This is a genomic window from Streptomyces sp. CA-111067 (assembly GCF_050956065.1).
In the GTDB taxonomy this organism is placed as follows: Bacteria; Actinomycetota; Actinomycetes; order Streptomycetales; family Streptomycetaceae; genus Actinacidiphila.
Window position 1 is genome coordinate 8,539,524 of the sequence record NZ_CP192103.1, and the last position, 13,273, is coordinate 8,552,796.

7 protein-coding genes are annotated in these 13,273 nt (G+C 67.9%); all 7 read right to left on the reverse strand.

The genetic code is table 11. The features are described from left to right. Positions 1-54 precede the first annotated feature (54 nt). The 7 genes from ACQPW6_RS37685 to ACQPW6_RS37715 all read right to left on the reverse strand — a co-directional run bounded on the left by ACQPW6_RS37685 (position 55) and on the right by ACQPW6_RS37715 (position 12,466). Entirely contained in the window at positions 55-5,568 is a 5,514-nt protein-coding gene (locus ACQPW6_RS37685; protein WP_433894223.1) for an SAV_2336 N-terminal domain-related protein, read from the reverse strand. Between the two features lie 31 nt (positions 5,569-5,599). Further along, positions 5,600-6,661, reverse strand: a complete 1,062-nt coding sequence (locus ACQPW6_RS37690; RefSeq protein WP_433894224.1) for an AAA family ATPase — start codon at positions 6,659-6,661, stop codon at positions 5,600-5,602. After that, a complete protein-coding gene (locus ACQPW6_RS37695) occupies positions 6,658-8,631 on the reverse strand; it encodes a hypothetical protein (RefSeq protein ID WP_433894225.1) in 1,974 nt (657 codons plus the stop codon). Before ACQPW6_RS37695 ends, ACQPW6_RS37690 begins: the two co-directional genes overlap by 4 nt. A 41-nt stretch (positions 8,632-8,672) precedes the next feature. Then, positions 8,673-9,869, reverse strand: a complete 1,197-nt coding sequence (locus tag ACQPW6_RS37700) for a hypothetical protein (RefSeq protein ID WP_433894226.1) — start codon at positions 9,867-9,869, stop codon at positions 8,673-8,675. Positions 9,870-10,199: 330 nt separating this feature from the next. Next, a complete protein-coding gene (locus tag ACQPW6_RS37705) occupies positions 10,200-10,466 on the reverse strand; it encodes a hypothetical protein (RefSeq protein ID WP_433894227.1) in 267 nt (88 codons plus the stop codon). Between the two features lie 183 nt (positions 10,467-10,649). Beyond that, positions 10,650-11,216 (reverse strand): hypothetical protein, encoded by a 567-nt coding sequence (locus tag ACQPW6_RS37710; protein WP_433894228.1) that lies wholly within the window; start codon positions 11,214-11,216, stop codon positions 10,650-10,652. Continuing rightward, positions 11,213-12,466 (reverse strand): IS256 family transposase, encoded by a 1,254-nt coding sequence (locus ACQPW6_RS37715; RefSeq protein ID WP_433894229.1) that lies wholly within the window; start codon positions 12,464-12,466, stop codon positions 11,213-11,215. The genes ACQPW6_RS37710 and ACQPW6_RS37715 overlap by 4 nt, the downstream gene beginning before the upstream one ends. Positions 12,467-13,273 lie beyond the last annotated feature (807 nt).

Sequence of the window (13,273 nt, forward strand, 5' to 3'; positions counted from 1 at the left end):
AGCACCAGCGCCGGGCCAAGGGGGTTGGTTTGCCCACATTGCGGCTAGGGCCCGTCAGCCGAGGTATCCGGCCAGCACAGAGGCCAGTTGGGGATGGGTGAGATAGCTGCTGAGGGCATGCGAGTCGAGCGCGGCACCGTCGATGCGATACACCTCCACACCGTCGAAAAGCGAAGAGAGGGGCGCGCCGACCATGAGGTCGTTCCGGCTGCTCAGATCGATCCAGCGGTCGACCTGCGGAGGCCGTCGTCCGCGTCCTGACACGGGCTCCGGCTGGAGGCGTTGTGCCACGGACGTGCTGAGACCCAGTGGGGTGCCCATCGTGACGAGGAGTTCCACCCGGAGTTCGGAATGGGCCCAGAGCGCTTCGTAGGCGATGACCCCGCCGAGCGAATGGGCGAGAACTACGCGTGGCCGAGCGCGCTCGATGGCCTCCGCGACCGCCTCCCTCGCGGCGATCCGCTGGGGCCCGGACGGCTCCGAGAGATAGGTGCCGATCTCCTGGATCATGCGGATGGCGACGGTCGCTGTGAGCTGCGAATAGCTCTGGCTGAGGCGGGTGACCAGACCGCGCAGTGCTGAGGTACTGACGCGGCGGGCTGGCTGGGTCGGCACCGAGAGGTCTGCGAGGACATCACCCGCGGCCGCGGCGGCGGGGGTCGACAAGTCCTGGACGCCGGTAATGTCCTGGGTGCGGTCAGAGCGCAGGTACGGCGCCCAGTAGGCGACGTTCAGGGCGACCCGATCGGACAACGGCCCCAACGATTGGCGCAGTCGTGCCATCCATTCCCGTGACGTGATCTCGGCGGCTTCTTCGGATGTCATACCCACCCGGTAGTTGTAGGCGCCATGAACGCCTACAACTGGGAGCGGGCGGTCCATCGTCAGAGCGGAACCGTCCGAGGCGTCCCAGACACGCAAGGCACCGTCGGCGCCCGCACTCACGACGACTGACCGGCCCCCTCGCAGGACGCCTACCGAGGCCATCCCGCCTGCAGCGGTCTCGACTTTCCACAGCAGTCTTGAACTGGCGAGGTCCCAGGCACGGAGGGAGCCGTCGACACCCGTGCTGACGACGACCGGCCGGACCTCGCCCAAGACGCCGACCGAGGTGACGCCACCGGCGTGGGCCGTGGCTACCCAAAGCGACGTACCGTCGCTGGGGTCCCAGACGTGCAGTCGCCCCGAGGGCTCACCGCTCACCATGACGGTGCGTTCCCCTGCGACGACCGTGGCCAACACCGCCTGCCGTACCGTGCGCTGTGCGGTGCGCGCCCCGGCCTTCTCTGCCAGCTCCGGATGCCCGAGGCGCCGTGCCGTGCCGGCCAGGGCACGGCGCCAGGAGTCGACATCGGGTGCGGCACTGCCCATGGCGGTGTCGTAGATGGCCGCCATGCGTCGTGCCCGTGCCGACTTGGCGACGGGTGAAAGGTACCGACCGTCAGCGCGGTCCGCGTGAACGAGGAAGTCGGCGTCCTCCAGGAGGAAATCGGCGTCTCCGGCGTCGAGCGCGTGCGCCAACGCATGGCGCAGTACATAGGGTTCGGCGAACTCCCACCCGCGCCCCGGATCGGCGCTCAGGTGACCGGCCACCCCCGCCGACACGGCCTTGAGATCAACCACCGTGTCCCGCGAGGACCGCAGATGGTCCACCAGGCTGGCGTGGATGAGCCGGTGCAGTGCGGTGCCGTCCGTTTCTGTCACGGTGGTCAGGTACGGCGCGCCGGCGCCCAGAGCCGAACGAGTGTCTTCGACGGAGGGAGCCGAAGCACGGTGCGTCTCGAACTGTCCGAGAATCCGGGTGATCACGGTCAGAGGCATGCCCTGGCCCTTGGCATGGGCGAGCACGGTTAGCAGAGTCCGCAGCAATGGTGTCGGCATGTGGGCGAGGTCGAGGTCCATCATCTCGCCCATAGTTCCTGGCACCTGGCTGCCGAGACGGCGGGCCTCGGCCACGTCGGCGGGGAAGCTCGTCGTTTCCCTCCGCGTACGGTCCACGAAGTGGCGGGCGATCAGGGGAGCGCTTGGTGTGCCTGCCTGGGCTAGAGCCGATGCCAAGCGTTCGGCGAAGGCGTGCCGCGCCGCTACCAGTTCGGCCCGGTCGTAGGCCGGAACCGATGCCACCATCGACTCGATGTAGGTGTGGAGGTCAGATGCCGGAAGAGGCTTCAGGTCCATGATCGCGTGATCCACCCGGGTGAACGGCGACAGCAGTTCAGGCAAGGACCGTGTGCCGCTGAGGAACCTGACGGGCGGCGTGTGTGCGGTGAGAAGGGGCAGCAGGACGGTGTGCACGATCTCTTCCGGGTCGCGTGCCTCGTCCAGGCTGTCCAGGACCACGGTCGGTCGTTGCGCCCCTTCGGCCAGTGCCTTGGCCAGTTCGGCCACGGCTTGACGGATCGTCTGCCCGGTGGGAGGAAGGGGCAGGGAGAGCCGCTCGACCAGGGCCTCCACCAGCATGCCTGCGTCCCAGCCGCGAAGGTTCAGAGCTACTGTCACGGCCCGCTCCCCGCGGCGGATCAGTTGACCGAGCAGCGCCGACTTTCCAACGCCCGGCGCCCCGGTGACCACAAACATCGGCGGGCCTGTATCGGCATCACGACCGAGCCACTCTCCCAGCCGTTGAAGCTCCGCATGGCGCCCCACGAAGTCTGTCGCATCTCGTAAACGGTAAAGCTCGTCGTGGCTACCCGCGAAGGACAGCGAAGTAGTATGCCGGTAGAGCGGGTTGGGAAAGAATGGCACCTCGATGTTGCCGTCCGGCGCCGTGGCCGTCGCCTGGGGAGTGAAGCTGAGGGTCCCCTCACACAGTCTGGAGACCTCCGCACGGACGGCGTTGAACGCCGGCCCCAGCCCTACGTACGCTTGAGAAGCGGCGGTGTCGGTCCATTCCAAGTGCCGCATTGTGGCGGTGGCCGCCCTGGTGAAGACCGCCGAATGCGTCATCTCGTCCCTGTCGCAGGCCGCAATCACCCATGGGCCCTTGCGGTGCACGGGCGAAAGAGCGATGGCCGCGCCCGCGTGGGCGGTGTCGATGAGGAACAGGCAGAACGGGGAGTCGGCGCGGTCCTGCAGATAGTCCTGCCATTGTTGGACATCGATTCCGAACGACGGGTCCGCCCCTGCATCTCCGCCGGGGATGCGTAGTTGGTTTTGCGTCATGACGCCGTGGCCGACGATGTGCACCACGAGGACGTCGGAGGGTCCGCTAGTGGACACCAGCGAGTGGAACTGTCTCTCCATCTCCTGCGTCGTCGGGTCCACGGTCACTTCGGACTCATAGCCCAGCCTTTCGAATTCCGCGGCGAGGTCATGAGCGGCTTCAGGCACGAAGGGCAGGTCCTCGAGCCAAAAGGGATCGTCTTCCACGTCCCACTGGGCCGAGTAGGCGGAGACGGCCAGGCTGAGAAAACGCCGTCTGCCGAGCCTATCCGCCCATTGCGGGGAGGAAAAGCCGAGGCCGTCATGGATCGGTACCGGATCGCCCCAGGCGTCCGTCCCGGTGACCGTCCATCGACTCACGGTGCGGTGGGCGGCCACGGCGGCCAGTGGACGCGCGGCGGTGCCGTGGAAAGGGTCGTAGCGGCTTTGGTCGAGATCCCAGAGGCGCACCGTCCTGTCCCGTCCCACCAGCGCCATGGTTGCGCTGTCCGCACGGCAACTCACCAGTGTGACTGGTAGGTCGAGAGGCAGCTTGTGAGATGTGGGAACTGTCTCGCCCAGCAGCCAGGTCTGCACGCTCCCGTCGGAGTGGCATGTCAAGGCAGTTGCGCCCTGCCCTGTCCGGGCGACCGCGAGCGAGGTGACGGGGCGCTGGCAGGACACCGACCAGCCACGACGCAGCCCGCGCTCGTCGACGTACCACAGTTCGAGCGTGCCGGCCTCTCGGGCAACCACCGCGCACAAGTCGTCATCGGACCGAATGAGTTCCAGGGCCAGCACCGGCGTGCGGTCGGAGGGAAGTGGATACAGCGCCTGGGCGAGGGCCGGGTCGGCAGCCGCTTCGATCCGACGTGCGATCTGCGCGTGAGCGGGGCCGAGTCCGGACAGGACCGTGATCGCTACGTTGGCGAAGGGCAGACTCTCCTGTGGCAGCAGTTCGGGCCCGCCCCATTCGGGCACCAGGGCCCTGAAGTCGAGGGTGCCGCCGAAGCGTTCGGCCAACTGCACCGGCAGCGCGCCAAGGAGGTCCAGCACGTTGAAAGCCTCCGTCCGGTTCAGCGTCGTCAGCAGTTCCTCGCGAAGGCCGGGGGTGACGAAGTCGTACAGGTGATGGTCGGGGTGGACGGAGCCTTCGAGGTCGATGCGGCCGATGAGCCCGGAGAGGAAGACCTCCGCCAGATGGCCGGGATCTGAGGGGGGAAGCAGCGTCTGCTGGATCAACCGCATCACAGGCATTGTGAGGGGCGCCGCGGCAAGAAGCCCGGCCAGCCGGAAGGCGGTGTCCGACGCGTCGGCGCGGAATCGGTCGATGATCTCCCGTGGGGGCGGCCGCTCGGCGTTGACGGCGTGGCCCAGGGCCTCATCCGCTGCCTCTGGGTCCGGTTCGGCCGGCGCACGCACGTCGACGGCACGGCCGTGAAACCAGTCCTGTCGGACACCGGCGAACCCCGCAGCCCAGACCCCCAGTTCCTCGGGCGTGAGTCCGACCACCGGCACGGCACCGCGCAGGGTGTCCGCCCCGACCGCTGACCGGCTTCTGCCTGGTGACCGGGCCATGAGTCGCGGTCCAATTCCCGGGATGTAGCGCCACCGGACGGGTTCGGGACGCAGCAGGGTGCGATGCCGCATCCTGTGCGGCAACGTGTTGACCAGGAGCAGGTGACCGTGCTGCTGCCAGCCCTTCAAGGCCGCAGCCATGCGGGGCGAACCCCATGCCCGCCCCACACAGTCGGTGAGCACGATGATCAGCCGACGGCTTGTCGAATCATGCAGTGCCTCGGGGCCGTGCGCCCCGCCCGGTGCTGTCGGTAAGGGCCCTTCCGCCCGATAAGGGCTGAGCACGGGCCCGACGTCGCCGTCCAGACGCCAAGCCCGCACATTGCGGAAGACGCCGAGGTGAGCGAGCAGTTCGTACAGTTCGCGCGCGGTCCGACGCCAGACGGCCATGGAGGTGCTCTCGTCGACCACGAGGGAGAGGTCCAGCCACTTCTCCCGGTTCTCCCGCAACACCGGCACGAGCGTCTCCGCGTCGGCGCTGGCCTCGGCGGTCGCCTCCTCGTCCAGGTCGCTGCCACCGGGCGCGGCGAAAGGCACTCCCAACGGTTTCAAGGCGCGGCACAGTTCGGAACGCCGCCGCAGATCGGGCCGGTCTACGAGCCGAACCGCGGTGGTCGGCTCGCCGGATACGGAGGAGCGGGGCGTGGGGGCGCGCAGGATGGTCCCCGTCGTCGTGGGCGTTGGCGAGGGTGCAGGCGCGGGGGTAGGTAGGTCGCGCGGGGTGGCCGGGCCTTTCTCGACCGAGGCTGGCTCGGCCTGCTGCGAGCGCGCTTGCACGGGCGGCGACTGCGGGGAACCGGTGCGACCGAACTGTCGTGCCAGCCAGATCGCGTCGGCCAGGTCACGCACGGTGGGCCTCTCCTCGGGCCCGTACCCCATGTCAGTCCTGCTCGTTGAGGGACTTGAGTACGGCGTCGAGGGCCTTGTGCCAACCGGGATCGTCCGTCGAGTCGAGGGTGCCCTGCAACTGCAAAGCGTTCAGGAGCTGATCGGTAGCTACCAGTTGGCCTTCGTCCAGGGCGTCGAGGTAGCGGTCGATGAGAACGGGATCCAACTCGATGGCGGTGTCCGCGAAGTGTGCGCGCAGGAGTGTTTCCAGTTTCCGCCTCCGGGGAGGCCGGATGGGCATCCGAATGCAGCGTCGCAGAAACGCCGCGGGGAACTCCCGTTCGGAGTTGCTGGTCAGTACGACGATGGGGAACTGGCTGCACCGGATCCAGCCCCGGTCGGTGGCCACCCTGCCGCCGTCGTCCGTCATGACGTGGACGGGTGCGTGCTCGTCGGGAAGGCGCTCCACTTCCGTGATGGCGAACTCGCCCTCCTCGAAGACGGACAACAGGTCGTTGGGCAGGTCGATATCGCCCTTGTCGACCTCGTCGATGAGCAAAACGCGCGGGCGCTCGACGGGTACGAGAGCAGTGCCGAGCGGGCCGAGTCTGATGTAGGCGCCCAGATCCGGTGCCGTCTCGGTCCCGCCCTGCCCGTCGTTCGCCTGCCGGCGAGAATTGGCGTCGTGGAATCGGCCGATGGCGTCGTACTGGTACAGGGCCTGCTTGACCGTGCTGCGGCTGGTCACGTTCCAGCGCAGCACCCGGCCCAGCCCCAGTTCATACGCGATGCTGTAGGCCAGCGTGGACTTCCCGGTGCCCGGGGACCCCGTCACCAGGAGCGGTCGCCGCAGATGGATGGCGGTGTTGACGAGCCGCGCCTCGTCGGGATCCGCCCGGTAGGCAGCGGCCAGACGGTCGCGCCAGGCGGCGTGCGTGTCCCGATGGTCCTCCCGCGACAGCACCGAGGGCCGCGCCTCGGGTGACGTCCGGTGGAAGGTCCGCCAGGGTGGCGGCGTGGGGATGGGCACCTCTCGGCCAAGCCTCTTCCCGGTTCCTTGGTATACCCACCACGCCGGTACGGGGTCGGGCAGTAGTTCTTCGGGCGTGGTCATGGATGCTCGATCCTCTCCGCAAGGCGTGGTGGGGATGTCAACAGGGAGGTACGCATGGGAAAGGGATCGGGCGGATCCCACAGGAGCGTCACGTCCGTGGCGTGGCCTGCCTGGCGCAGCGCCAGGACGTGGGCCGGCAGTTCCTGCAGACAACTGGTCGCGATGGAGTGCAGCCGGTCGTGGGTGACCCTGTCAGCGGCTCCCTGACGCCACCACAATGCAACCGGCACGCCCGACATGAGCACGCAGTCCAGCAGCCCCCCGGACCGTTCGTCCTGTGCCACCGCGTAAGGGAAGCCGAGCAGGACACAGGCGAGGTCACGGGCGGCGGCCAGTTCCTGGCGCAGCAGGGTGCTTGCGCGGCGGAAACTTCGTAGTCCGCCCAGGTCCGGACCTCCCTCGCGCTCCTTGTCCTGATAGATCACGCCCACGAGGCCCTCGGCTGCCCGGGGAGCCCCTTCGAAGGCCCGCCACCGCCGCTCCCAGTGGGGCACGATCCGGTGGATCCGGAGGTCCTTGATGCGATCGAGCGAACGCACCAGCACAGGACTCTGCCAGCCGATCCGGTCGCTTCCGGCGAGTCCCGGAGCGACGCCCAAGTGCTCCACCCCCATGTCGAGCTGGTGACGGTCGAGCAGGAACTCATAGGTGATCAGATCCTCGGTGAGGCCTGCCAAGAACTGGCCCATACGATGGATCAGTTCCTCCGACCTGGCTGGCACGTCGGCTCCTCGGATACTGCGTGTGTCCTCGTGGCGGACCAACAGAGTCGCGCCCCGTCGGTAGACGTAGGCGGCGAGACGATAGGTGTCCTCAGCGGCCTCGTCCGCCTCGATCTTGATCAGCAGAACGGTCTTGCGCGGACGCACGTCCGCCGCGGTCGCGCGCTCGCGCAGCAGAGCGGGGTGCTGGCCGATCTCCTGCGCGATCTCTCCGGTGAAAGCCTTCAGCGCCGCCCCACGACTGTCGTTGCACTGAGCGGCCAGTTGTTCGAGGAATACCAATAGCGGAGGCAGACGGCGTTGCGGCATCAGCGCCGCGTCGAGCCGCTCGATGAGGGCGAGTGGATCCATCGCCTCGTCCACGGACAACTCTCCCGCCCAGTCCGCGACGGGCCAGACCGCCTCGACGATCGCTCTCGGGGACACCCAGCAGGGATGGCCCTGGATCAGAGACCTGAGAACACCGTGCTGTTCGCCGTCGAGGAGCCCGCTCGGCCGGGACACCCGCAGGTGTCCTTGCGCCTCCACGTCACGGAAGGCGACCTCTTCACCGCAATCGAGGAAGGTGAGGCGGCTCGGTATCTGTGCCTCCGCACAGAAGGGGTTGTCCGCGACACGCTGACGCGCTTCCTCGGCCACGCGCGCAGTCAGTTCCTCGATCGTCGGGTTCCACTCCAGCCCGTCGGCCGCGCTGAGAGCGGCATGGACGGCCGCCGAGAACAGCCCGCCCCGGTCGGACTGAAAAGATGCCGCCGCGCCGCGCTGGGTGGCCAGCCAGACGTATTGCTCACAAGCCTGTCCCGTGCCGGGGCTGAGCAGGTCGAGCGGCCCGCTGAGCCCCCTGATGGCCTGGTCGCTGGCGAAGAGCCGACAGGAGTCGACGATGAACTGCTGGCGTGCGAAGCCGGGCAGCACCTTGGTCCGGTATAGGCGCAACAGGTCCGTGAGCCTGAGGTTGCGCTTGTCGGCCGCCGGACAACCGGCCAGGAGGAGACGCAGCTGTTTGTCGTCGTCGAGCAGCCCGTGCCCGGCCCAATACACCCACAAGGCGTCACCTCGCCACCGTGGCACCTCTTCGGTGAGAGCCTTGCGCACCCGCTCCGGAGTCGCGGACGAGCCGATGAGAAACAGGATGTTGTCCTGCGGCACGTCCCGCCCGAGCAGCCAGTCCCGGAACCGCAGAGCGTCCTGGTCGAGTGCCGAGCGGTTCCACGCGGGATCGCCGTAGCCATACTCGCTGACTGCCACGACCAAGCCGTAGGTACGGTGCGCTTGAGGTCTACGCGCGGTCACGGCAGGAAGCGGTCCAGGATCCGGTAGAACTCCGGGTTATCGAAGTAGTTCGAGTGCGCGTCGGGAAACGAGCACCCGTTGTCCACCGGAATGTCGTGCACCTTATCTCCGAACAGACGGGGTCCCGATCCGACGTAGGCGAGCAGGTCACGGGGATCGTAGATGTTGACCCACCGCGGCACCGAGAGCGGCAGCGGGGAACCGAAGCCGAGCGAAGGCAGCGCCCCCAGCTCGTACAGCAATGGTCCCTGCGAACCGACAGTGACGAGGGTCCGGACCGCTTCGAACCTCTCCATGATCAACAGGTCCAGAGCGGCGATCCCGCCCAGACTGTGCGCAAGCAACACGATCTCCCCCGGGATACCGCGGAGGGTCTGACCGATGTAGTCCCGGATCTGTTGTCCGCGGCTCAGATAGCGCAGCACGTCACCGGCCATCGGATGATGGGCGAGCAGCAGCGCGTGGCGTCTCTTCTCCAGTGCCCTGGCCCCGCCCATGCGCATCGCCATCCGGCCGCTGAAGCTCACCAGCTTTTCGGACATGCCCAGTTCCTGCCCACCCAGCGCTGCCTCGATGGCGGTGACCAAGGCGTCGCGGTGCGTACCCGCCATCAGAGGCGGCCATCCTCGCTCGTCCTCCCACTCATTGGCCGCCTCGGCCACGAAGGCACGGGCCAGTGCGCCGCCCAATTCGGCGCCCTGGATGCGCTCGTCGGCCCGTCGCATCGCCAACCGGGTCTCGTCCTCCTGGAGTACCACCTCCACGGCGACCGGGAGAAAATCCGCCAGTTCTGTGGACCGCAGGGCCTCCTGAACAGGTTGCCGGTCCACGAGCGTACGCGCCGCCCTTTCCAACCGCTGATGGTAGGCAACGGCCCCCGGGACCGTCTCCGGCGGCTCGTTAGCCGAGTACTGGACGGCAAGGACCCGCACCTCGTGCAGGGGGTCCCACGCGAGCAGTCGCCACCGGGCCACCGGCCACTCGTCCGCGATGTCCTCGGTGTCCCCGGTCCCACTCGGGATGCTTGCGCCGCCTGCGGCGAGGGTGGCTCCCAGCTCGTCGCCCCAGAGACACGGATGCAGGCGTACGTCGTCCCGGTCGAGGCCGACGAGGTGGGAGGTGAGAAGCTCGAACTGGTCCAGGTAGCGCTTCTGACGAACACCTGTGCCGTGCACAAAGACAACCGTGACCATAGCCCCCGCCCTGGTGGTTCCGACCCGCTACGTCATCTTTACCGCCTGAGCGCTGTCCCGTCCCCCGATCGGCCGTTTTGCCGCCCGCGGCCCTGTCGGGAAGTTCGCCCGGCCGGCCACCGTGGAACTGCGGTCCGTCAACGGCGACCGGCACCTGAGACTGAAGCACCACGCCGACCCAGCGGCTTGTCTTCCGGGCCCTCGACGTAGCTGGGGATCGAGGCGGTGTCCTCGTGCTGGCAGTTCCTACGTGCCCCCTGGGGGTTCATGCAATGGTTGCGGCGGTGGGGCCGGATCGGCCAGCTGCAGGACCACTGCGGTTCGCGTCGGTCAGTACCGGCGGGCCGCGTCGTCGTCGGCGGCCTGGCGGGCTGGGCAGTGCGCGCTATTCACCCTCACCACCAGCACCGGGTCGGGCCCGGTGACGCCCTGCCGGGCGTCGCGCTTGGCGCCGGACCGGGCGCGGGGGATCTGTTCAGTCTCGGTCCCCCATTGGGACCTGGAGGCCGCCGCTGAGCGGTCCGTGCTGACCGGCCACACCGACTCGGTGAACACGGTGGTGGTGGCGCAGATCGATGGTCGTCTGTAGGCCGTCACCGCCGGGTACTACCGCACGGTGCGGGTGCGGGACCTTCTGCGAAACCACCAATCAGCAGTAATCCGTTTACCGCTGGCATGCGAGGCCGTTGCACTCCATGGCACGGACCTCATCCCCGGCATGGCCAACGAAGTCGTCGTCCGCGAGTAATAGTCAAGGTCTGTGGGTTTGGCTTGTTGCGATCATGGTTCTCGACAGCCTGGGTTGAGCTTGATGCCGTAGTCGTCGAGCCAGGAGATCAGGTCGTCTCGGTGCGCTTGGACGAGTCGTCCACCGGTGAAGCGCGGGTCGTCGGTCACTTCGGAGACGATGTCCGAGGGCGGCTCGAAGGTGTGCATGTCTTCGTCCGTGGTGAACTCGGCCTCGGCCAGGACCAGGCCGTGCAGGGGCGCGTCGAAGACGTCAATGCCCAGGGGCGGGATGCTCAGGCGCGTCTTGGTCAGCACTGCGGAGGGCAGCACGGCGAACACGTCGTACTCGGCCTCGGAGAGGTAGATGTTCGTGATCGTCCCCTGGACGGGGCCCGGCCGGTCGGCGGGCACCTTCTGGGTGAGCTTGAACTCCGGTTGGACCGGGGCAGGCTGGTCCACCCGGCGCAGGCGCATACGGGTCCCCGTCAGGTAGCGGTCGGTGATCCGCCGTACTTCCCGGGCATGCGACGTCTCCGGGGCAACTGCCAGCAGGAATCGCCGTTCCCGCTCCACCAGGGCGTACTTCCCGGCACGGTCGGCAGGTGTGGACCCTGTCACGCTGCCACCGTCTGGGCGCGCTCGACCAGGAGTCCGTGTTCGAAGCGGGCTCCTGCGCGGACGAGCGGCACCAGGTGGGCGCCGTTGACGGCTCGCCAGCGGGCCTGGGCGGACTCGACCAGCTTGAAGACCATCGCCAGTCCGGCGGCGCGGGACCCAGCTCCCTTGGTGACCTTGGTCCGAAGCCGCACAGTGGCGAAGGTCGACTCGATCGGGTTGGTCGTGCGCAGGTGGATCCAGTGTTCGGCGGGATAGTCGTAGAACGCCAGCAACTCGTCCTGTTCGCTGGTGACCTTGGCGACGGTCTTGGGGAATTTCACCTGGTAGAGCTTGGTGAACACCTCGATGGCCTGCTCGCCGTGGTCGCGGTCCTCGGCGTTGTAGATGTCCTGCAGGGCCTTCTTCGCCGCCGGCTGTGCAGACTTCGGGAGGGAGTCGAGGACGTTGGCGGTTTTGTGAACCCAGCACCTCTGTTCGCGAGTTTCGGGGAAGACCTCGCGCAGGGCCTTCCAGAACCCGAGCGCGCCGTCGCCGACGGCCAGGACCGGGGCGCGCATGCCCCGGCGGGCGCAGTCGCGCAGCAGGCCGGCCCACGCCTCGGATGATTCGCGGTAGCCGTCGGCCATGGCGACGAGCTCCTTGGTGCCGTCGGCGCGCACGCCGAGGACAGCCAGGACGGCGGCTTTGGACTGCTCCAGGCGTATGTGCAGGTGGATGCCGTCGACCCAGATGTAGACGTAGTCGGTGCCGGACAGGTCCCGCTCCTGGAAGGCGGCGTGGTCGTCCTGCCACTGGGCCGTCCGCCGGGTGACCGTGGCGGGCGACAGGCCGGCCGAGGAGCCCAGGAACTGCTCCATCGCGGGTACGAAGTCGCCCGACGACAGGCCGTGCAGGTAGAGCAGGGGCAGTACCTCGGCGATCTTCGGGGACTTGCGGCACCCCGGCGGCAAGATCGCCGAAGAGAACCGCCGGCGCTCACCGGTCGTCTCGTCCACGCGCTTGTTGTTCACCCGCGGGGCCCGGACCTCGACCGATCCGGCCGAGGTGGTGACCTTCCGGGGCCGGTGGTGGCCGTTGCGCACGACCAGACGCCGGCCCCGCTCGTCGCGCTCCTCAGCCAACTCGGCGATATAGGCGTCGACTTCCCCCTCAAGGGCTGCGGCGAGCATCCGCCGGGCGCCCTCGCGGACATTGTCGGCGATCAGGGAGCCGTCTCGCGTGGCGGCGTCGTCATTCACTACGGTGAGCACGGGGGCGTGCCTTCCCGACCGGCGCTCGCAACGCCGGCCTACTCGGTGACCATCACAGGATCAATCGGGAAGGTACGCCCTCCGCGCGCCCTCCGGGGCTGATCCACAGGTCATGAGCATTGCTCGTCGTCCGCAGCCGTGGCACGTCAGCAGCTATCAACACAGGCCATATGACAGCGTGACCCCTCGCCGGCCACACCAAGCCCGTCAAAGTCTCAGAGCGCGTCTGAGATCTGGATTAGAGCCGTCCGGTGGAGAGTACCGGTCCGGTAGCCTCGGCTGGTGGACACCATGCTCGACATGATCGTTTCCTTTTCCGCTACTGGTGAGACCTCGGGACTTTGGCCCGACATGCCCGGCGTAGAAGCAGATCGCCTGCTGGGCCGTGAGTCCGGGCTGGTCCCGTCAGGAGAGAACGTGGCGGATAGCCCAACGGGCATCCAAGATGGGAGCCTTGAAGTGCGGGTCTCCACCGCGGGGTTGTGGAGCTGCTGGCGGCGTAGCTCCCCACGCCGAGGACCGTGCAGCCAACGGGCCTGTCACAGTGGGCGCCAGGAATGGTGCAATCCGTGGTGGCATACGGCCCTTCCAACACGAGGGGCTTGGCTCCCCTTCACGCGGGAGCCAAGCCCAGTTCGTGATCTCAGAGGCGCGAGCGCCTTCAGGTTGTGACGCTGAGACCACCGGATATGTGGTGCGGCAGCATCGCCTGGGGTTAGAGGAGGCCTTGCTTTACGGTCGGCCCTCGATCGTCGTGTCAGTTCCTGTGCCGAGGAAGGAACGGGCCGATAAGGGCTGCCAGCGCTA